We start from the raw sequence: 20,701 nt of genomic DNA on the forward strand, positions 1-20,701 counted from the left end.
GGCCAGGGCGGTCGCTGGATCAGGAAACCGGGGCGGCGTGTTGCTCGGAGCCTTCGCCCATTCCCTGAGCTGGCGCAGGAGCCGCGCCAGCGCGCACGCATTCCTCGATGCGGCGGCCCACATCGGCGTCGACGCTTTTCCAATAGTCGATGGCGCGTTCCAGCACCGGCGAGCGGACACCGCCAAGCAAGCTGCCGGCGACCGTATCCACGAGCCGATCGCGCTGCGCGTCATTGAAGACTTCACGCACTAAGATGCCGGGCTGCGTGAAATCGTCATCATCGGCCCGAAGCGTGTAGGCCTGCCGCACCATGTCGCCATCGGTTTCCCAGCCATCGGCCACCGGCCCGGTTTCGTCGGCCCAGCTCCGTCCGCCGCTATTGGGCGCATAGACCGGGGCATTGCCGCTGTGCTGATAGGCCATCTGTCCGTCGAACATATAGCTGTTCACCGGCACCTTGGGCTGGTTGACGGGGAGCTGGTGGAAGTTCGTCCCGATCCGGTTGCGCTGCGCGTCATTGTAGGCGAACGCGCGGCCCAGCAGCATCTTGTCGGGCGAGAGGCCAATGCCCGGCACCGTGTTCCCCGGCGAGAAGGCCGCCTGCTCGATCTGCGCGAAGAAATTTTCGGGATTCCGGTTCAGGGTCATCGTGCCGACCTTGATGAGCGGATAGTCCTTGTGCGGCCAGGTCTTGGTGAGATCGAACGGATTGATACGGTAGGTCTTCGCTTCCACATAGGGCATGATCTGCACGAACAGCGTCCAGCTCGGATGGTCGCCGCGCGCGATCGCCTCGAACAAGTCGCGGCGGTGATAATCGGCATCGGCTCCCGCCATCGCCGCCGCTTCGGCATTGGTGAACTCGGCCGTGCCCTGATTGCTGTGGAAGTGATATTTGACCCAGAATTTCTCGCCCTGGGTGTTGATCCACATATAGGTGTGCGAGCCGTAGCCGTTCATGTTGCGCCAAGTCCGCGGCAAGCCGCGATCGCCCATGAGATAAGTGACTTGATGGGCCGATTCCGGGTTCAGCGTCCAGAAGTCCCATTGCATATGATTGTCGCGAAGGCCGCAATCGGGGAGCCGCTTCTGGCTGCGAATGAAATGCGGAAACTTCATCGTGTCGCGAATGAAGAAGACCGGCGTGTTGTTGCCGACGAGATCGTAATTGCCCTCGCTGGTGTAGAATTTGAGGCTGAAGCCGCGCACGTCGCGCCAGGTGTCGGGACTGCCCGCCTCGCCCGCGACGGTCGAAAAACGCGCGAGCATTTCGGTCGAAGCGCCCTTCTGGAACAAGGCCGCGCGCGTGTAGGCGGAAACGTCCTCGGTCGTCTCGAACACACCGAAAGCGCCCGATCCCTTCGCGTGGGGCTGGCGCTCGGGAACCTTCTCGCGATTGAAGTGCGCCATCTGCTCGAGGAAATGAACATCGTGCAGCAGGATAGGGCCATCGGCCCCGATGGTTAGCGAATTGCGGTCGCTCGGCGCCGGCGCGCCAGTGCTCATCGTCGATCCGGTAGCATTATTGGTATCTGGCATGGCTGCTCTCCCTCTCCGGCAGGGCGGCAGTCCGCCGACTCCCTGCGAACAGCCAATCATACGCTGAACTGGCTAAGCCTCAATACAAAGATAGGGTAATTCTGTAAGCATGCTAGACTGCCGTCCGAATCTCCAACGGTGTAAGGACAAGGCGATGGCTTCGATAGAGCTGGCGAAGATCCTGCTCGACGCGCTCGACGACGAGCGGAAGGCGGAGGCGACCTATGCGGCCGTGATCGCCAAGTTCGGCCCGGTCCGGCCCTTCTCCAACATAATCGAGGCCGAACAACGCCACGCTTCGGCGCTCGAACGCCAGCTCCGACGCCTGGGACTGACCGTGCCGCCCAATCCGTGGACCGGAAAGGTATCGGCACCGGCGACGTTGAAAGAGGCGTGCGAAAGCGCGGTCGAGGGCGAAATCGAAAATATCGCGCTCTACGATCGGCTGATTCCGATGATCGACGATCCTTCGGCACGACAGGTCATGGAAAATCTGCAAGCCGCCTCGCGCGAGCGCCACCTTCCGGCTTTCAAGCGATGCCTGGAACGCGAACAAGATCGAGGCCGCGTGTGATACATGGAAGCTGCTCGTAATATCGAAAGCGAGGGCTTGAAGGAATGAAGTGTGACCAAGTTTGTTTTTGATGCGTCGACCTTTGTGCGGCCCGGGCATGAGACAGACCCAGGCGAATATTCTGACGAAGCCCGCGCCGAAATCGCGAAGCTCCGTGCCCTTTATCCGGAACTGGCGCATTGGGGCGACCTGGCCCTTGGCGGTGCGTTTGGCGAAATGTCGGAAGACGTTCTGAGTATCAGTTGGGCACATTTCCTATTCGAGACGCGCGAAGAGTTTTTCCTTGGATACTGCTGCTGGCGTCAGACCCGTGGGGAGTGGCATGGCGGGATTGACTTTGACAGGCTCGAAGCACTTACCGACTGGAAGTGAGCCTCACTGGCGGGTGGCGACGTTGGATCGGTGCGATCAGGGAACGAGGATACTGCTCGCGTCGACGCCGGTCGCGCCGGTTTTGGTGTCGATGGCCGTCACGGTGACGGCATAGGCACCAGCCTTGTCAGCGGGGAATGCGCCGGTGAAATAGCCGGTTCGGCCACCATAGGACAGGCGGACTTCACCGGCGGGCCGACCGTCGCGTAGGATCGTGGCCCGCACGTCGTAGCGCGCCGCATCCCAGATACCGCCAGGCTCGATCGGGCAACCGCACATCAAGGCGACGTTGGCTGCGAGCCGCACGCTGGCGCCCGCGGCCCCGCGCTGGTGTGCAGCCGGTTCGACAAGATCGACGACGAGGCCGGGCAGCTCGAGAACCCAGCCATCGCCCTGCGCCGCTGGACGTCCCGGCACGATCCAGCGTTGGGCGGTGACGCGCACCGCTGCCTGCGGCTGTGCGAGCGGGCCATAGGCCTCGACCTCGACCAACCTCGGTTCGTCGATGTCGATCCGCGTCCTGAAGGCGGCCGATGCTTCATCGGCGAGAGGCGTGCCGCGCGGGCCTCCTGCCATGATCCGGGCCGTGTCGCCGGTTGATCCCGCCGTGCGGCCGCGTGCCAGCACTTCGCCGCTGCGCACGTCGCGCACGACGATCTCGGCCCCGCCCATCGACGTGCCGACAAATTTGCCGCCTTCGCTGATGACGCGAATGACAAGATCGGTCGGCTCGGCCGCGGCCGTCACGGGAAGGCCGGCAAGGATAAGCGCCGACAGACGGGCAAGAGCGCCTAACCTCATTGGCTTTCACCCCCATTCCTGATCGCGCGCGACAGGGCGGCATCATCCCACCGAATTGAGGAGGCTCCGCGAAGCTGGCCCGGTGCGAAGCCAGTCGCCTGATCTTCGGGATAATGCGTGCGGATAGCCGCCGTCACTTCGGGCGCGACGTTTTCGCCATGGCAGGCAAGGCACATAGGCATGGTGGGTATGGCGCGCATATAGCGATATTCGCCGCCCTCCCGTGCCGTCCAGCGCTTGGGTCGACCTTCATCGTCGAGCGGCGCGGCGGCCCAGCTCGCCATGATGCGCTGCTCCGTCGCATCGGCCTTGGCTGCGGGATTGCGGGTCTTGAGCGCCGTGCGCCGCACACTCGCGCCGCTTTCCTCCGAGAGCTGCGCCGCAAGTGCCGGGGCGATGCTCGAACAGACGCCGATAGCACCTTGCGGCCCCTCTGCCGCCATCGCGGCCGTAAGCGCGCTCAGCAATTCCTTCTGGAAACGATCGGCCAGGATCTCGGACCGTTCCCCCGCTTCCTCGGCCATCCTTGCCCGATCGTCCCCCAGCTCGTGCGACGCGCAGGCCGATAACGCCAGGCCAGAGAGCAACGGAAGGGCCACGCGGCGCATCGGGATTTCTCAGGACTGCCCAGCAGCCGGCCCGAAGCGATCGCACAGCATGTCGATCAGCTTGCGAACGTCGTCGTCGGCGAGGCTGTAGTAGATGGTCGTGCCATCACGGCGGGTCTTGACCAAGCCACCTTCGCGCAGCTTCCCAAGATGCTGCGATACGCTGGACTGCGATTGCTCGCACAGCTCCACCATCTGCCCGACGGCAAATTCACCCTGCGTCAACCGGCACAGAATCAGCAAGCGCTGTTCATTGGCAAGCAGCTTCAGCACACTCGCCGCTTGGGCGGCGTGCTGAGCGAGGAGCGCGAAGGGCGTATCGAGCGGCATCATCTGGTTGCGGGCTTCCCATCATCTCGGAGCACAATGTAAATGGCCGGAATAACCAGCACGGTCAGCAGCGTCGAGGACGCAAGGCCGAACAGCAGCGAAATAGCGAGGCCCTGAAAGATCGGGTCGGTCAGGATCACGGCCGCGCCGATCATCGCCGCGACGGCCGTGAGGACGATCGGCTTGAACCGGATCGTCCCCGCTTCGATCAGGACATCGCGCAGGGATTTGTCCGGAGTGGCCGAATGCCTGATGAAGTCGACCAGCAGGATAGAGTTTCGCACGATGATGCCGGCGAGTGCGATGAAGCCGATCATCGACGTCGCGGTGAACGGCGCGCGGAACAGCATGTGCCCGATGACGATACCGACAAGGGTAAGCGGCACCGGGGTCAGGATGACCAGCGGCAGGCGGAAGCTCCTGAACTGCGCGACGACAAGGATGTAGATCCCCAGCAAGGCGACCATGAAGGCCCCGCCCATGTCGCGGAACGTGACCCAGGTGATCTCCCATTCGCCGTCCCAGAGCATCGACGGCACGCTTTCGTCCTCGGGTTGCCCATTGAGGCGGATTTGCGGCTTCACCAGGCCTTTCGCGGCCCAATCATGGTCGTCCACGGCGCGATCGACGGCCAACATACCGTAGATCGGCGCTTCATAGGCCCCGGCAAGCTCGGCCGTCACCATGTCGGCATAGCGGCCGTCGCGACGGAATATGGCGGGGCTTCCCGTCTCGGTGCGAGCATCGACCACCGCGCCCAGGTCGATGAGCTGGCCGCCCGGCGTTTGCGCGACGGGCGTGCTCGACAAAGCCTGCGTCCAGCTCCGATCCTTCTGTTCGAGCGCGATGGTGATCGGAAGCGGCGTGCGGCCATCACCGCGCGGCGCATAGCCAACCGTCTGGCTTCCCATGAGCATCCCGATGCTGTCGGCGATCTGGCGCTGCGAGAGGCCATAATAGTCGATGCGGTCGCGCTGGATGTCGAGGCGCAGCTTGGGTCGCGGCGTTCCAAAACTGTTGTCGACGTCGACGATGAAGGGGACGGACTTGAAAATCTTCTCAAGCTCGGTCGCCGTCTTCTCGCGCGTGGCCGCATCGGGGCCATAGACCTCGGCGAGCAAGGTCGCGAGCACGGGCGGCCCCGGAGGCGTCTCGACCACCTTGATCGACGCGGTTTCAGGCAGCTTCAGCGCCTTCAATCTCTGGCGCAGGTCAAGCGCGATCTGGTGGCTGGACCGGCTGCGGTCGCCCTTGGGCAGCAGCGTAACCATGACGTCTCCCTGTTCGGGCTGCGAGCGCAGGAAGTAGTGCCGGACAAGGCCGTTGAAGTTGAACGGCGCCGATGTGCCGACATAGGCCTCCATCGACGTCGCCTCGGGCAGTCCGCGCACGATGCCGGCAACGTCTTCCAGCACGCGGCCCGTATTTTCGAGCGCGGTGCCCTCGGGCATGTCGACCACGACCTGAACCTCCGACTTGTTGTCGAAGGGGAGCAGCTTCACAGTCACAGCCTTGAAGTAGAACATCGAACAGGCGACCAGCGTCGCTACGCCGACGCCGATCAGGAAGTTGCGCGCCGACTTGCGGGTGTCGATCACGCGATGCGCGACGCGCGCATAGAGCTGCCCCAGCTTACCGCCGCTTTCATCGTGGCCGTGGCCCGCTGCCAGCGTTTTGCGGGCAAAGCGGATCATCAACCACGGCGCAATGACGACGGCGACGAAGAAGGAAAAAATCATCGCGGCCGAAGCGTTGACCGGGATCGGCGCCATATACGGCCCCATCAAACCCGACACGAACAGCATGGGCAGCAGCGCCGCGACAACGGTCAGGGTCGCGACCACGGTCGGATTGCCGACTTCCGCCACCGCCTCGATCGCCGCCTGGGTGCGGCTGCGATCATCGTCCATCGCCCAATGGCGGGCGATGTTCTCGATCATCACAATCGCGTCGTCCACGAGGATGCCGATGGAGAAGATGAGCGCGAACAGGCTGACGCGGTTGATCGTGTAGCCCATGAGGTTCGAAGCGAACATGGTCAGCAGGATCGTCGTCGGGATGACCACGGCGGTCACACCGGCCTCGCGCCAACCGATCGCGAAGCCGATCAGCACCACGATCGAAACGGTCGCCAGCGCCAGATGGAACAGCAGCTCGTTCGCCTTCTCGTTTGCCGTCTCGCCATAGTTGCGCGTGACCGCGACCGTGACATCATCGGGGATCAGCTTGCCTTTCAGGCTCTCGACGCGCTCAAGGATGGCGTCGGAGACGACAACGGCATTGGCCCCTGCACGCTTGGCGAAAGCGATGCTGACGGCAGGCGCCGAATTCCACTTTCCATTCTCGGACTTCGCCCAGCGCCACGCGCGGGCCTGATCCTCGCGCGGCCCCTGCGTGACGCTCGCGACATCACGCAGATAGACGGGCGCGCCGGTGCCGGACCGCACGGTGAGCAGTCCCACTTCCTGCGCCGACGACAGCGTGCGGCCCGCGGTCACGCCGACGGCTTTTCCATCCTCGCGGATGTTGCCCAGCGGGAAGCTCCGGTTGGCCTGGCTCGCCGCCTCGATCACGCTGCCCAGCGGCACGCCATATTGGCGCAGCTTCGCCGGGTCCGGCGCGATGCGGATTTCCTCGGGGCGTCCGCCAACGAGGAAGCTGATGCCGACATTATCGACCTTGGCGATCTCGGTGCGCAACTTCGAGGCCAGCTCGTAGAGGCTCGCGTCGTTCCATTGACCCGCCGCTCCGGGCTTGGGCGTCAGGGTCAGGACAACCGTGGGGACATCGTTGATGCCGCGCACCGTAACCTTGGGATCGGGGATGCCGACGGGCTTCCTGTCCCAATTGGCGCGCAGCTTTTCCTCGATGCGGATCGCCGCGTCCTCGGGGTTCGATCCGACGAGGAAGCGCGCCGTCACCAGCACGCCGTCATCCTGCGCCTGCGTATAGACATGCTCGACGCCATCGACGCTCTTGACGATCGTCTCGAGCGGGATGCCGACCAGTTCGGTCGCGTCCGCGGCGGAGAGGCCTGGGGCCATCACCTGAATGTCCACCATCGGCACGCTGATCTGCGGCTCCTCTTCCCGGGGGATGGAAAGAAGAGCCAGCAGACCAACGGCGATCGCCGCGAGAAGGAACAGCGGCGTCAAGGGCGAGGCAATGGTGGCCCTGGTGAGGCGACCGGAAATGCCGAGATTCATGGGCGCGCAGCCTTGGCAGACTTACCGGGGGCAAACAGCGTGTCGCCGGCAGACACGCCGCTCAATATCTCGACCATGGCGGGGTCGGCTGTGGGCGCGATCTGCACCGGCACCATGCTGAGCCTTTTGCCTTCGCTCACCACCTGGACCTGATCTATCCCATAGCTTGTCGTGACAAACGTGCGCGGCACCACCAGCGCCTTGCGCGTGCCGATCTCGACCGACGCGCTCACGCGGCGGCCGACAAATTGGGTTGAGAGGCCAGGCAGCGTCGCATCGACGCGAACCTGGCCTCCGGTGATCGCAGGATAGACCTGCGTCACGCTGCCCTGGTGCGACCCAGAAGGCACCCCTGCATTATTCAAGCCTGTATCATTTAGGGCTGTGTCGTTGACGATCACGCGCGCGCCGGGGCGGACCTTCCCCGCGACCGATTCCGGCAGCATCAGGCGCAGGACCGGGGGGCCTGCGGTGACGGTGGCGATCGACATGCCCGGCGCGACCGGCGCGCCTGCGGGAATATCGGCGCGCAAGACCCGCCCGCTTGCAGGTGCGATCACCGCCCCCTGCCCCGCGACGCTGGCGCTCGCGCCCTGCTGCGCGCGCGCGGCGGCAACCTGCGCGTCGGCTGCGCGAGCGGCGGCGACGGCCTGATCCAGACGCGCCTTCGCATAGACGCCATTGTTGTAGAGGTCGCGGATGCGCGCGAGGTCCGCATTGGCACGCGCGGCTTCGGCCTGAGCGGCGGCGGCCTGCGCACCATAGGCGCTCGTCTCATAGCCAAGCCGCGAGTCGACGATCATGCCGATGCGCTGGCCCTTCTGCACCGTGTCTCCGGCGCGCACCGAAAGGGAGGTCAATATGCCGGGGATGCGGGCGAGGACTTCGGCCTGGTCGCGGGTGGCGATCTCCGCGCCAACCGCCTTCATGTCCGCGATCTCCTTGGGGACGAGTCGCACCATGTCGCCTGCGGGCAATGTCGCCGCCGCCTGTTCCTGCTCCGGCTTGCTACCGCACGCCGACAGCGCCAGCGCGGCGCTTGCCAACCAGAGCCACTTGCCCCCGCCGCTCATCATGCCACTCATTCCCCTCTTTCGCGCTTAGCCGCCGACCACCGGCAAACCGGCGTCTTTCCATGCGCCGATGCCGCCGGCGAGATGCGTGTCGATCGCGCTCTGGGCCTGCACGCACTGGTCAAGCGCTTGTCCTGAACGCCGCCCGCCCGCGCATTGGAGCACGACCGTCCGGCCTTCGGGATCAGGGATGTTACGAGGTGAAAAGCCCGACAGCGGCATGTTTACTGCGCCTGCGATGTGGCCGGTCGCGAACTCGCCGGCCTCGCGCACGTCGATCAGCAGCGCCTTGCCGTCCTTCAGCATGGCGTCCAGCTCGGCGGGGCCGATCTCGCGGTGAGCATCACGTTTCTTGAATCCGAACATGGTTGCCTCTTTCAGTTTGTGGATTGCATATAACGTGTAATGATTATATTAGTCAATGTCATTGAGATGAGGAAGGATCGCAGATGGGCAAGCCGTTGATCGTGGTATTGGGCGCAGGTCTGGGAGGCACGATCGCCTCCTATGAGATCAAGGCCGCCGTCAAAGGTCGCGCCGACGTGATGACCGTATCCGACACCGATACATACAGTTTCATCCCCTCCAATCCGTGGGTCGCCGTGCGCTGGCGCGAGCCGGAAGCGATACAGGTCCATCTCCCCCCGGTGTTCGCGAAAAAGAAGATCGGCTTCACCTCGGTCGGCGCCAAGCGGCTCCATGCGAGCGAAAAGCGACTCGAACTCAATGACGGAACATCAATCAGTTACGACTATCTTGTAATCGCGACCGGACCCGATCTGGCGTTCGACGAGATCGAAGGCCTCGGGCCGGAAGGCCATACCGTCTCGGTCTGCCAGACCGCCCATGCCGCCGACGCGGCCGATGCCTTCGACGCCTTCGTGGAAAATCCCGGCCCGATCGTCGTCGGCGCGGTCCAGGGCGCGTCCTGCTACGGCCCTGCCTATGAATTCGCGCTGATCCTCGACACCGAGCTGCGCCGCCGCAAGATTCGCGACAAGGTGCCGATGACCTTCGTCACCGCCGAACCCTATATCGGACATCTCGGCCTCGATGGCGTCGGCGACACCAAGTCGCTGCTCGAAAGCGAGCTGCGCGACCGTCATATCAAGTGGATTACCAATGCCCGCGTCAACAAGGTCGACGCCGGCGTCATGCACGTCGAGGAAGTGAATGATGACGGCTCGGTCAAGAAGGCGCATGATCTGCCGTTCGGCTATTCGATGCTGCTTCCCGCCTTCCGCGGCGTCCCCGCCGTCCGCGACATCGAGGGCCTGACCAATCCGCGCGGTTTCATCATCGTCGACAAGCACCAGCGCAATCCCGCCTTCCCCGAAGTCTTCGCGCTCGGCGTCTGCGTCGCCATTCCCCCGACGGGTCCGACCCCGGTGCCGGTGGGCGTGCCCAAGACCGGCTTCATGATCGAATCCATGGTGACGGCGATCGCCGCCAACCTCGCCTCGGTCCTCGAAGGCAAGGAGCCGACCGCCGAAGCGACATGGAACGCGGTCTGCCTCGCCGATTTCGGCGATGGCGGCGTGGCCTTCGTCGCCCAGCCCCAGATTCCGCCGCGCAACGTCAACTGGTCCGCCAGTGGCAAATGGGTCCATTTGGCCAAGATCGGCTTCGAGAAATATTTCCTGCGCAAAGTCCGCAAGGGCGAGAGCGAGCCTTTCTACGAGAAGCTGGCGCTCCACGTCATGGGCATCCGCAAGCTGCGTTTCTGATCGTCGTTTAGCGAAGGAGTGCAAAGATGACTCTCGATCGTGCCGTGATGGCGTTCGCCGGATGTGTCGTGCTGCTGGGTGTGGTCCTGTCGCTGACCGTCCATCCATGGTGGATCGCGCTCACCGCTTTCGCCGGCCTCAACATGATCCAGGCGAGTTTCACCGGCTTCTGCCCCGCCGCGATGGTGTTCAAGGCGCTGGGCATCCGTCCGGGGACCGCCTTCAAATGATCCGCAAGCGGGCGATCCCCTTCCCCCTCTTGGCCTTCCTGCTCGCGAGCGTCGCCATGCCAGCCCAGGCGACGACGCTCGAAGAGGCGATCGCGGCCGCCATGAACCATGCGCCCGAAATCGAAGCGGCGCGTGCGGATGCGGATGCCGCCGATGCCCGGATCAAGGAAGCCAGAGGCCAGGGCCTCCCCAGCGCCACGCTGAGCGGGACGATCGGTTATGGCCGTCTCGATCCGCAGGGCTATTTCGGGCTTCCGGCTGCGAACGTCACCCCCCGCACCGCGCAGCTCACCATCGAGCAACCCTTGTTCATGGGCGGCAGGGTCAGCGCCGGGATCGCGCAGGCGAAAGCCGGGAGCGAGGCCGCGCACGCTGGCGAGAGCATGACGCGCAGCCAGATCGTCGTCGCGACGGTTCAAGCCTATGGCGACGTGCTGACCACGCACCGGATGGTCGCGCTTTACGAACAGATGGTCGGTCAGATGGAGGAGATCCAGCGCCAGGCCCGACTTCGGTTCAAGGCCGGCGAAAGCCCCAGCACCGACGTCGCCCAGGCCACCGCGCGTCTCGCCGAAGCCCAGGCCGCGCTTGAAGCGGCGCGCGGGATTGCCGTCTCGGCCGATGCGCGGTTCACCAACCTGACCGGCCTTGCGCCGCAGGATTTGCAGCCCCTTCCGGCAAACCCGGCCATGCCCGGATCGCTCGATGAAGCGCTCGATATTGCGCGGGCAAACAACCCGGCTCTCGCCCAGGCTGAAGCTGCATTGGAGGCCGCTCGCGCTGGTGCGAGAGGTGCGCGAGCGGAACGCCTCCCCACGGTCGGCGCGTTCGCCGAAGGCTCGACGATCCGCGATCAGTTCTTCCCCGACTATCGCGCCGATGGTGCTACGGTGGGCGTGCGGGCGCGCTGGCAATTGTTCTCGGGCGGGCGCGTCTCGGCGAAGATCACCGAGTCCGACAGCGCGGTCAGAGCCGCCGACGCCCGCGTGCGCGCGGCGCGGTCCGCCGTCGACGAACAGACGATCAGCGCCTTTCAGGGCGTGCGCTCCGCCATGCTGGTCGAAACCGCCGCAGGCCAGCAGGCCCTTGCCGCCGCGCAGGCCCGCGACAGCGTTCGCCATGAGGTCCGCGTCGGCATGAAGCCACAAATCGATCTGCTCGACGCCGAACGCGAAGCGACCGCGGCCGCCGTGAGCGAAACCAGGGCGCAGGGTGATCGTATCGTTGCCGCCTACCGGCTGCTCGCCCTGCTCGGGCGCTGAATTTTTCCAAGGGAGACATTATGCACAAGGATTGGCCTCAGATGGCCGCCGAACTGAACGGCGCCATCAAGGAAGTGCGGCTCGGCACCCCCGAAGTGATGACGGCCTTTTCCGCGATGGCGGAGGCGGCGACCAAGGCCGGCGCGCTCGATGTAAAGACCAAGGAGCTGAACGCCCTCGCCATCTCGGTGGCGATCCGCTGCGACGGTTGCGTGGCCTTTCATGCCAAGGCGGCGGTCAAGAAGGGCGCGACCCGCGCCGAGGTGATGGAGACGATGGGGATGGCCCTCTACATGGGCGCCGGTCCCAGCCTCATGTATGCCGCCCAGGCCGTGGAAGCCTTCGATCAATTCGCTGGGGATCGAACCTGAGATCGGTAGATGGAACCTACAGCCCGCTTACGATGTCCAGCAGCGGATGCCGTCGATGATCGAGCTGCGCCAACTCCGCTACCTGATCGCGGCGGCTGAGGCGGGCAGCTTCAGCCGAGCGGCGCGCAACCTCAACATCAAGCAGCCGACGCTGAGCCGTTACATCCTCAAAACCGAGAAGCGGCTGGGCATGGCGCTGTTCGACCGCAAGACGCGCGGCGCCACCCTGACGGCGGACGGGGCGACCTATCTGCGGGTCGCCAAGCGGATCATGAAGGAGTGGGACGAGCTGGACGCCTGGGTCAGCGCCACGACCAACGGCCATGCCGGCAAGCTGGCGGTGGGCTTCTACACCTCCTTCTCGGCCGGCAACCTGCGGGCCACGCTGAGCGAGTTCGGTGGGCGCCATCCCGAGGTGAAGCTGCGCGGGTTCGAACGCGACCGCGATATGCTGCTGGCCGGCATCGAGAGCGGGCTGCTCGACATCGCGATCATGATCGGCGAGGCGCCCCATCCGGGGCTGATGAGCCGCTCCTTCTGGAGCGAGCGCATCCTGGTGGCGATGCCGGAAGCGCACGCGCTTGCGACGCGCGAACGCATCCACTGGACCGACCTGACCGGCGAGCGGTTCTTGCTCACCGAGCAAGATCCCGGCCCGGAGACGCGCAACATGCTCCTGGGCAAGCTCGGGATGCCGGGCTACTCGCCGGAGATCGACATGGACGACATCAGGCGGGATACCGTGCTGAGCGTCATCGCGCTCGGCGGACATATCTCGATCGTCGCGGAATCCGCGCTCGGCATCCACGTCCCCGGCGTGGTCTTCCGCGAGGTCCACGAGACCAACGGGCACACGCGGATCGGCTTCTCCGGCTATTGGCGCGAGGACAATGAGAATCCGGTGCTGCGCCGGTTTCTTGAGTTCGTCACCGCCCGCTATTCGATGCCGTCCGTGCCTGGGCCGCAGCCATCTTCTCAGCAACCGGGAAAGGAGCCGTCATGACGCAAGGAAAGACACTCATCATCGTGCTGGTCACGCTCATCATCGGATTCGGAGCGGGCTTCGTTCTCCGTCCGGTGATCGTTCCCGTCGAACGGACGGCGATCGTCGCCGGCCCGCCTGCCGCCGCCCCGGCGCCGGCCGCGCCGCGCGGGACGCAGTATTTCGCGGCGCATGCCCGCCTGCACGATGTTGGGCGAGGCCGGCGCGGTCAGGCGCTCGACGCTCACGGTGCGCTGGCTGGACGCCTGCGCCATGAAGGCCCGCTTGGCGGCCTGGTCGCCCTGCGCAGCCTCGGCGAGCTGCGGAGCGGCAGCGTCGGGCGCCGCCATCGCGAGGTTCGGCAGAGACGGCATCGCAGACGCCCCGGCGCTGCTGCCGCCGAGAAACACGCCGCTCATGCGCGCCGCGTCGCGCTCCTGCTGCGCGCGCTGGCGGGCGGCTTCCTCAGCCTGCGCGCGCGGATCGGGCTGGGCGCCGACCGGCGGGACCGGGACATTCTCCCCGCGCTGCTGGGCCGAGACGATCGGGCGGCCGAGGTCGCCGGGAAGCGGCGGGCCGAGTTTCGGCGCCTGGCTATAGTCGCGCGGTCCCGACGTGATGGTCTCGGACGTGGCGCGGCTGTCGGTGTTGTAAAGCTCCTTGGCCTCCTTCTCGCCGGCCGGCTTGAGCGCATAGATCAGCGAGCCGCCGATCCCGAGGCCGGCGACGACGCCGAGGGCGGCCAGCGCCTTGCGCGACAGGCGCATGACCCGCGGCGGGTCGCCGCGAAGCTGGAAGGCTTGCGGATCGGGGCGCGGCGCTTGCGGTGCGGCCGCCTCGGGCGGGGAATTGTCGGCGGGATCGGTCACGGCCGCCCCCTGCGCCCTTCGTCGCGCACGATGCGGACGCGCTGCTCGCTGCGGCGGTCGCCCAGGCGCAGCTCGGCGGCGGCGAACAGCCGGTCCACCACCATGTAGCGGCCCTGCACGCGGTAATTAGGGTCAGGACCCATTGATGTGAGGCGCACAATCTGATTCAGGCTCCGTGAGGAGACCGAAGATGAGCGACCTGTATTGGCTGACGGACGAGCAAATGGCGCGTCTGCGGCCCTATTTTCCCAAGAGCCACGGCAAACCGCGCGTTGATGATAGGCGGGTGTTGAGCGGCATCGTTTTCGTCAATCGCAATGGGCTGCGCTGGCGGGATGCGCCCAAGGACTACGGTCCGCACAAGACACTGTACAACCGTTGGAAGCGCTGGGGTGAGATGGGTATCTTCCTCCGCATGATGGAAGGACTGGCTGTCGAGGGCGCCGATCCGAAGACAGTCATGATCGATGCGACCTATTTGAAGGCGCACCGCACGGCATCGAGCCTGCGGGTTAAAAAGGGGATCTCGGGAGGCTGATCGGCCGCACCAAGGGCGGCATGAACACGAAGCTCCACGCCGTCACCGACGCAAACGGCCGCCCGCTCAGCTTCTTCATGACCGCTGGTCAAGTCAGCGATTACACGGGTGCGGCGGCGCTGCTGGATGATCTGCCGAAGGCGCGATGGCTGCTGGGCGATCGTGGCTATGACGCCGACTGGTTCAGGGATGCCTTACAAGCAAAGGGTATAGAAGCTTGCATCCCAGGTCGAAAATCTCGACTCAAACCCGTCAAATACGACAAGCGCCGGTACAGACGCCGCAGCCGTATCGAGATCATGTTCGGGCGCCTGAAGGACTGGCGCCGCGTCGCTACCCGCTACGACCGCTGTCCAACGGTCTTCTTCTCCGCCATCGCCCTGGCAGCCACCGTCATCTTCTGGCTCTGATCAGTGAGTCCTGACCCTAACAACTTCAATAGTGCGGAGCATAAGCGTCTCATCGCGCAGCATTCTCGACATGGAGGCAATATCTGCATAGACGGTGCCTCGTGACTCGCGCCCGCAAATTCCTTGTTCGGCACCATTGGCTGTGCGCGCTTCTTTTGTGCGCCACACTGATCGTCAAGGCGTTGATGCCAGCGGGTTTCATGCCCGTTGTTTCCAATGGCGTGATCCTCGTTCAGCTTTGCTCGGGTCAGGGGCCGCAGACAATCGCCCTGGAGTTGCCGGGCAAGATCGGCGAGCATGAGGACGAGGGGAACGGGCACCAGAAAGCGGACGCGCCTTGTGCCTTTACCGGCCTGTCGTCGCCGACGCTGGCGGCGGCCGACCCTCTGCTGCTCGCGCTCGTCATCGCCTTCATTCTCGCCACGGGTTTCCGTCTTCCGCCGCGCATAGTCCTCTGGCGCGGCATCTACCTTCGTCCACCGGCGATCGGACCGCCTTCCACCTGATCCACTCAACATTTCCGCGTTGATTGGCGCCCTATCGGGCGTCCCATGTGATCAGGATTTCGACATGACGACTTTGCTTTATGCTGCGCGGCGCGCGGCCCCTATGGCGCGTGCTTCTACCGGCGCTAGCGCATGCAAGACCCGCCTGGCACTCAATATTGCTGCCCCCGCCTTCGTCGCCGCGCTAGCGTGCTGCCCGCTTTCGCCGGCCTATGCACAGGACAGCATTACGCTACCCGAGATCGACGTCGGTTCGGCCGACGACACGGCACCAACGATTTCGGGCGAACGGGTTTCCGCCTCTCGCCTGCGCGATCTTCAGACCGGATTGAGCGATACCGCCGCGATCCTGCGAACTGTGCCCGGCGTCAGCGGCTATGGAGCCGGGGGCTTCTCGACCTTGCCGGTGATCCGAGGCCTGGAATCGCAGCGATTGACCGTGCTGGTCGACGGCGTGGCGATCGCCTCGGCCTGTCCGAACGATATGAATCCGCCCCTGTCCTATACCGATCCTCAGACAGTGGGCGCGATAGACGTCATTACCGGCGTGTCGCCCGTCAGCTATGGCGGTGACAGCATCGGCGGCATCATCCGTGTCGAAAGCGCCCCGCCCCGGTTCGCACAGGAAGGCGAAACGCTGCTGACCGGCGAAGCATCGGCCTTCTACCGCAGCAATGGTGACGGCTTTGGCGGCTCGCTCTCGGTGACGGCGGCGAGCGACAGGATCAGCCTGACCTATAACGGATCCTATACCCAGGCCGACAATTTCAAGGGCGGCGATGCGCTGGGCATCGTGCGGTCGAGCGAATATGCAAAGACCGATCACAGCCTGAATCTCGCCGCACAGGTCGGCAGCGGGCTGATCGAGCTGAAAGGCGGTTATCACTTCGCGCCCTATGAGGGGTTCCCCAACCAATATATGGACATGACGTCCAACAAGTCCTGGTTCCTGAACGGGCACTATGCAGGCGTCTTCGATTGGGGCAATCTCGATCTGCGGGCGAACTGGCGCGACACCGATCACGTCATGAACTTCCTCGACGACAAGGGGGGGGCCGCGACCGGCGGGATGCCCATGAACACGGAGGTTCACAGCGCGGGCTATGCCGTGCAGGCGGACATATTGCTCGGCGCCGCCGGCACGCTGCGCGTCGGCAACGAATTCCAGCATCAATGGCTCAACGATTATTGGCCGCCCGTCGCGGGCAATATGATGATGGGGCCGAATGTGTTCATCAACATCAACGGCGCGAAGCGGGATCGCCTCGGCACTTTCCTCGAATGGGAAAAGAGTTGGGATCGCGGGTTCACGCTGATCGCCGGGATCCGCAACGATCAGCTCTGGATGAACACCGGCACGGTCGCGCCCTATGGCACGGGAATGATGCAGATGGCCGACGTCATGGCGGCGGCCGCGTTCAACGCGGCCGACCGCAAACGCCACGATAGCAACTGGAGCGGCAGCGTGCTGGCCCGCTATGCTCTTTCAGACAATGTGGAAATCGAGGCTGGCTATGCCCGCAAGGTACGCTCGCCCAATATCTACGAACGTTATAGCTGGGGCCGGGGCGGCATGGCGAGCCGGATGATCGGATGGTTCGGCGACGGCAACGGCTATGTCGGCAACCTCGCGCTTCGTCCGGAAAAGGCCGATACACTGAGCGCCGCCCTATCGATCTCCGGCGGCGGCAAGGATGGCTGGTCGTTCAAGATCGCGCCCTATTACACCCATGTCGACGACTATATCGATGCCGTGAAGCTAGCGAGCTTCACCGACATGATGGGTAATCCGACCGGATTCGATCAGCTGCAGTTCGTCAACCAGAAGGCGGAAATCTACGGCATCGACATATCGGGCGCCGTGCCGCTCTGGACGTCCTCTTCGGCGGGCACCGCGCGCCTAACCGGGCGCGCGAGCTGGCTGCGTGGGCAGAACCTCACCGATCATGGACCGCTCTATCACCAGATGCCGTTCAACGCCGCGCTGGGCCTCGAACATCGGATCGGCGGCCTCGAAACCCGGATTGACCTCGACATCGTGACAGAAAAGGATCGTGCCGATCCGACCCGCAACGAACCGCGGACGGGGAGCTATGCGCTGCTCAACGTCCAGTTTGCCTATCGTATCGACAATGTGCGACTGACGCTCGGCGCGGACAATCTGTTCGACAAGGCCTATTATGCTCCACTCGGGGGCATGTCGCTCGGGGATCTGAAGGCGACCGGCGTGGTTCGTCCGGTCCCGGGCCGTGGGCGGTCGGTCAACGCCGGCGTCACGGTCGCGTTCTAAAAACCGATGCGTCCGCGCTGGACCGGCAAGGATGATGGACGGAGGGCGGGCTATGGTCAGCCCTCCGCCTGGTCGCGACGTCTCGGCGCGGGCCTGGCGGCCGCGACCTGCTGCCTGCTGATGCTGGCGGTGCTCGATGCCAATCTCTCGGGACTTCTGCGGCCGACACAGCCGGCTGGGGTGAGCAGCTTCACGCTGTTCACTCCGTCGCCTCCGCAGCCGCCTTCAGCGGAGCCGCGCTTGCGGACAAGCGAGGCTCCGCGATCGCCGGAACCGCGTCCTTCTCGCCCGACCGAACCGGTCCCGACGAACGAAAAGGGCGGATCGATTGCGTCGCCTTTGCCCGTTCCTCCGGCAATCGTCCCTTTGCTCACCGTCACGACGGCAAGCAGACCCTCGACGCCGGAACCTCCTGTTGCGCCGCCACAGGCTCAAAACGATAAAAACCAAACCGCGCTCGCGGCCTATCAGCGGCAGCTCTGGGCACGGATAGCGGCGCGCAAGCCCGTAGGGATTCGCCTCGTCGGGGTCGCGGCGGTCCGCTTCACTGTCGGAGGTGACGGCGCGCTGGTTGCCGTCGAACTGGCCGCAAGCAGCGGAAACACAGCACTGGATCGTTTGGCGCTCCGAACGGTGCGCAATGCTAGCCCCTTTCCTCCGCCTCCTGCGACGGTAGAAGAGGAGCAGCTCGTTTTTACGATACCCTTCAGCTTTCATTGACGATGCGAGGCAGGCGACACATTCTCAATCGTCATCAACGTAACGCGCACCCTTTTGCCCAAGCCTACGTTTCCGATGTGGGAGTCATGGGCAGGAACCGGCTCCAATCAATTTGCATAAGTGGGATCAGCAGGAGGATCATGCCGACCTGAAGAGCGATCCCCGATGGGCTTTTCAGCGTGCCCGCAAAGGCGTCGCCGAAGCTCGTTCCACGTAGCCCCTTGGCGCTCGCCGCGTAGAGGGAATAGGAGACGAGGCGTCCCGCAAAGAAGGCTGCGGTAAAATGCAGCAGGCGCACACGCGCCAGCCCCGCCGCGGCAAACAATTGCGCAGAAGGCAGCGGCGAGAGTGCGAACAGTCCCGGACCAAGGATCACGTTGCTCTGCCGCGCCTCCAGAGCCTCGCCCGCAGCGGCAAGATTGCGCTTCTGCTTCTGGGGCAACCACCGCCCGAGAAACCGGAACCCGTAAGCGAGCAGCAAGCGTCCGGCTGCCGCAGCAAACGCGCTGACGACGACGATCAAGGCTAAGGGCAGATCGCTGTTGAGGCCATAAAAGACGATGATCGACCAGGTCGGAGGGCCGAACGCGGGCAAGAGATTGATACCCAGAACAACCAGAAACAGGATGAGGCAGGACGTCATAATCATCCAAATTGACCAATAGCTGAGCGATATAGGCGGAGATTTGTAAGAGCGAAGCAATATATTCGTCGTCAGGGTCTTGTCAGCAAAGGCTGGTGCGCTTGCTGTTTTCCATGAGGGGCATATGAGCCGATTGAGATCCCATCCCGAGCGCCATACGGTATCCCGCATCGGCTGGTTGCGCGCGGCGGTGCTGGGCGCCAATGACGGGATCGTCTCGACCGCGAGCCTGATCGTCGGTGTCGCGGCTTCCGGAGCTGACAAGACCAGCATCTATGTCGCTGGCGCCGCGGCGCTGGTAGCAGGGGCCATGTCGATGGCGGCCGGCGAATATGTTTCGGTCAGCTCTCAGGCCGACACGGAAAAAGCCGATATCGCGCGCGAGACGGGTGAACTTGCCGGTCTGCCCGATTCCGAACGCCAGGAACTGGCGGACATCTACATCGCGCGTGGGCTGGATGAGAGTCTGGCCGGGCAAGTCGCGGATCAACTTATGGCTCACGACGCGCTGGGTGCGCACGCGCGCGATGAGCTGGGCATTTCCGAAGTGGTGAGCGCCCGTCCGCTCCAGGCCGCCTTGACCTCGGCTCTGACCTTCAGCGCCGGCGCGCTCATGCCGCTGCTTCTCGTCACCATCGCGCCGCAAGCCAGCCTTGTGCCGATCGAGGTTGCGGCCACATTGCTGTTTCTGGCCATTCTCGGTGCGCTTGGGGCCTGGGCCGGTGGTGCCCCGCCTGTGCGATCAGTGCTGCGGGTCACCTTCTGGGGTGCGCTGGCGCTGGCGGTGACCGCAGGGATCGGGCGGCTGTTCGGAACGTGGTTTAGGAATCGCATCGGATTTCGTCAGGTTTCGGTCAGCCTATGTTCCTAGCCCTTCGCCTGGAAAGGCGAACATCATGACACATTTTGATCGCGCAGAGACATTCAAGGTTTGGGACGCGCCGCTGCGGCTGTTCCATTGGCTGCTGGTTGCGGCGATCACGATCGCCTTCCTGTCGTCCGAAGGCGATAGCCCGATCGCCGCCTGGCACATGGTCGCTGGATGGAGCGCGGCCGTGCTGATCGCTTTTCGCCTGGTCTGGGGATTGATCGGCGGCGAGCATGCCCGCTTCGCGGATTTCGTCAGGCCCTCGGCAATCGCCTCGCACGTCCGCGAACTGCTGGTGGGCCGGCCCGAGCGCGCCATCGGACATAATCCGTTGGGCGGGATCGCGGTGATCGCTCTTCTTGGGCTTACCGGGATCGTTTTGTGGAGCGGGATCACTGTCGCGGCAGGCCGCATGGACGAGGATCTCCACGAGGTCCTTGCCTATGGCCTGCTCGTCCTCGTCGGCATCCATGTCGGCGCGGTGCTGCTAATGTCGCTGCTTACCCGCGAAAACCTGGTTCGCGCCATGATCGGCGGCCGCAAGAAACGCGACCTCCATCCCGGCGCACGGGATGCACGGTCACCGGGTGTCTTCGCAATGCTGCTTGGCCTCGTGGCGATCGTCCTGACAAGCCTCGCGATCCTTCAGGTCGAGCCGATGGCATTTTCACCCCAGCACCGCGAGGCGCATCACGGCGCCCATGACGAACGGGACTAACGACTTATGGTCATGACTTGATAGAAGACGTCATGCCTGATCCTGATCATCCGTCCTTGAAAG

22 protein-coding genes and 1 pseudogene are annotated in these 20,701 nt (G+C 64.4%); 13 read left to right on the forward strand and 10 right to left on the reverse strand.

Annotation, left to right across the window (positions count from 1 at the left end; translation table 11 throughout):
- Positions 1-19: 19 nt before the first annotated feature.
- Positions 20-1,540 (reverse strand): catalase, encoded by a 1,521-nt coding sequence (locus tag C3E99_RS15090; RefSeq protein WP_053555247.1) that lies wholly within the window; start codon positions 1,538-1,540, stop codon positions 20-22.
- Between the two features lie 109 nt (positions 1,541-1,649).
- Here C3E99_RS15090 and C3E99_RS15095 point away from each other — a divergent pair, with 109 nt between their 5' ends.
- Together C3E99_RS15095 and C3E99_RS15100 are read left to right on the forward strand one after the other, a co-directional pair.
- Positions 1,650-2,114 (forward strand): ferritin-like domain-containing protein, encoded by a 465-nt coding sequence (locus C3E99_RS15095; RefSeq protein ID WP_234002499.1) that lies wholly within the window; start codon positions 1,650-1,652, stop codon positions 2,112-2,114.
- 51 nt (positions 2,115-2,165) lie between these two features.
- Positions 2,166-2,486, forward strand: a complete 321-nt coding sequence (locus tag C3E99_RS15100) for a hypothetical protein (RefSeq protein ID WP_007405950.1) — start codon at positions 2,166-2,168, stop codon at positions 2,484-2,486.
- Between the two features lie 36 nt (positions 2,487-2,522).
- Here the strand turns inward: C3E99_RS15100 and C3E99_RS15105 are convergent, their stop codons facing one another.
- The 6 genes from C3E99_RS15105 to C3E99_RS15130 form a co-directional block, all read right to left on the reverse strand.
- The gene (locus tag C3E99_RS15105) at positions 2,523-3,233 is read right to left on the reverse strand and encodes a hypothetical protein (RefSeq protein WP_007405935.1); all 711 of its coding nucleotides are present in this window, start codon (positions 3,231-3,233) and stop codon (positions 2,523-2,525) included.
- 50 nt (positions 3,234-3,283) lie between these two features.
- Complete coding sequence (locus C3E99_RS15110) at positions 3,284-3,811, reverse strand: Tll0287-like domain-containing protein (RefSeq protein ID WP_007406026.1); 528 nt, start codon at positions 3,809-3,811, stop codon at positions 3,284-3,286.
- A gap of 93 nt (positions 3,812-3,904) precedes the next feature.
- A complete protein-coding gene (locus C3E99_RS15115) occupies positions 3,905-4,228 on the reverse strand; it encodes an ArsR/SmtB family transcription factor (protein WP_007406003.1) in 324 nt (107 codons plus the stop codon).
- On the reverse strand, positions 4,225-7,431 hold the full coding sequence (locus C3E99_RS15120; protein WP_007405968.1) for an efflux RND transporter permease subunit: 3,207 nt from the start codon (positions 7,429-7,431) through the stop codon (positions 4,225-4,227). Before C3E99_RS15120 ends, C3E99_RS15115 begins: the two co-directional genes overlap by 4 nt.
- Entirely contained in the window at positions 7,428-8,507 is a 1,080-nt protein-coding gene (locus tag C3E99_RS15125) for an efflux RND transporter periplasmic adaptor subunit (protein WP_007406015.1), read from the reverse strand. Before C3E99_RS15125 ends, C3E99_RS15120 begins: the two co-directional genes overlap by 4 nt.
- Before the next feature lie 24 nt (positions 8,508-8,531).
- Positions 8,532-8,870: a rhodanese-like domain-containing protein gene (locus C3E99_RS15130; RefSeq protein ID WP_007405942.1), complete on the reverse strand. Its 339-nt coding sequence runs from the start codon at positions 8,868-8,870 to the stop codon at positions 8,532-8,534.
- Positions 8,871-8,953: 83 nt separating this feature from the next.
- Between C3E99_RS15130 and C3E99_RS15135 the strand changes: the two genes are divergently transcribed.
- From C3E99_RS15135 to C3E99_RS15155, 5 genes are read left to right on the forward strand one after another with little or no spacing between them, the layout of a single operon-like run.
- The gene (locus C3E99_RS15135) at positions 8,954-10,231 is read left to right on the forward strand and encodes an NAD(P)/FAD-dependent oxidoreductase (RefSeq protein WP_007405978.1); all 1,278 of its coding nucleotides are present in this window, start codon (positions 8,954-8,956) and stop codon (positions 10,229-10,231) included.
- Positions 10,232-10,257: 26 nt separating this feature from the next.
- Positions 10,258-10,461 carry a YgaP family membrane protein gene (locus C3E99_RS15140; protein WP_007406016.1) on the forward strand — a complete coding sequence of 68 codons (204 nt, stop codon included), beginning with the start codon at positions 10,258-10,260 and terminating at the stop codon, positions 10,459-10,461.
- Entirely contained in the window at positions 10,458-11,723 is a 1,266-nt protein-coding gene (locus C3E99_RS15145) for a TolC family outer membrane protein (RefSeq protein WP_007405958.1), read from the forward strand. Before C3E99_RS15140 ends, C3E99_RS15145 begins: the two co-directional genes overlap by 4 nt.
- Positions 11,724-11,764: 41 nt before the next feature.
- Positions 11,765-12,094 carry a carboxymuconolactone decarboxylase family protein gene (locus C3E99_RS15150; protein ID WP_007405944.1) on the forward strand — a complete coding sequence of 110 codons (330 nt, stop codon included), beginning with the start codon at positions 11,765-11,767 and terminating at the stop codon, positions 12,092-12,094.
- A 55-nt stretch (positions 12,095-12,149) separates the two neighbouring features.
- On the forward strand, positions 12,150-13,097 hold the full coding sequence (locus C3E99_RS15155) for a LysR family transcriptional regulator (protein ID WP_104960402.1): 948 nt from the start codon (positions 12,150-12,152) through the stop codon (positions 13,095-13,097).
- On the opposite strand, the gene C3E99_RS15160 is transcribed toward C3E99_RS15155, so the two are convergent.
- Entirely contained in the window at positions 13,070-13,945 is an 876-nt protein-coding gene (locus C3E99_RS15160; RefSeq protein ID WP_234002500.1) for a hypothetical protein, read from the reverse strand. The genes C3E99_RS15155 and C3E99_RS15160 overlap by 28 nt on opposite strands.
- Positions 13,942-14,073 (reverse strand): annotated as a pseudogene (locus C3E99_RS15165) (P-type conjugative transfer protein TrbG); the annotation flags it as partial. The pseudogene C3E99_RS15165 and the gene C3E99_RS15160, both read right to left, overlap by 4 nt.
- Positions 14,074-14,135: 62 nt before the next feature.
- On the opposite strand from C3E99_RS15165, the gene C3E99_RS15170 reads away from it, so the two are divergent.
- From C3E99_RS15170 to C3E99_RS15185, 4 genes are all read left to right on the forward strand, one after another.
- Positions 14,136-14,893, forward strand: a protein-coding gene (locus C3E99_RS15170) for an IS5 family transposase (protein WP_104960022.1) whose coding sequence is annotated in 2 segments (ribosomal slippage) — positions 14,136-14,469 and positions 14,469-14,893 — 759 coding nt in all. Because the reading frame shifts where the segments join, the coding sequence is not laid out codon by codon here.
- A 101-nt stretch (positions 14,894-14,994) separates the two neighbouring features.
- Complete coding sequence (locus C3E99_RS15175) at positions 14,995-15,399, forward strand: hypothetical protein (protein WP_234002501.1); 405 nt, start codon at positions 14,995-14,997, stop codon at positions 15,397-15,399.
- Positions 15,400-15,463: 64 nt separating this feature from the next.
- The gene (locus tag C3E99_RS15180) at positions 15,464-17,689 is read left to right on the forward strand and encodes a TonB-dependent receptor (RefSeq protein WP_104960023.1); all 2,226 of its coding nucleotides are present in this window, start codon (positions 15,464-15,466) and stop codon (positions 17,687-17,689) included.
- 6 nt (positions 17,690-17,695) lie between these two features.
- Positions 17,696-18,409 (forward strand): energy transducer TonB family protein, encoded by a 714-nt coding sequence (locus C3E99_RS15185; RefSeq protein ID WP_234002502.1) that lies wholly within the window; start codon positions 17,696-17,698, stop codon positions 18,407-18,409.
- Between the two features lie 64 nt (positions 18,410-18,473).
- Here C3E99_RS15185 and C3E99_RS19995 read toward each other — a convergent pair whose 3' ends face one another.
- Entirely contained in the window at positions 18,474-19,058 is a 585-nt protein-coding gene (locus C3E99_RS19995; protein WP_234002503.1) for a hypothetical protein, read from the reverse strand.
- A 118-nt stretch (positions 19,059-19,176) separates the two neighbouring features.
- Between C3E99_RS19995 and C3E99_RS15195 the strand changes: the two genes are divergently transcribed.
- Together C3E99_RS15195 and C3E99_RS15200 are read left to right on the forward strand one after the other, a co-directional pair.
- Positions 19,177-19,923, forward strand: coding sequence for a VIT1/CCC1 transporter family protein (locus C3E99_RS15195; protein ID WP_104960024.1), 747 nt, complete (start codon positions 19,177-19,179; stop codon positions 19,921-19,923).
- A gap of 25 nt (positions 19,924-19,948) precedes the next feature.
- Entirely contained in the window at positions 19,949-20,638 is a 690-nt protein-coding gene (locus C3E99_RS15200; protein ID WP_104960025.1) for a cytochrome b/b6 domain-containing protein, read from the forward strand.
- Positions 20,639-20,701 lie beyond the last annotated feature (63 nt).

Origin of the sequence: Sphingopyxis sp. MG (genome assembly GCF_002953155.1) — a bacterium.
Classification (GTDB): domain Bacteria; phylum Pseudomonadota; class Alphaproteobacteria; order Sphingomonadales; family Sphingomonadaceae; genus Sphingopyxis; species Sphingopyxis granuli.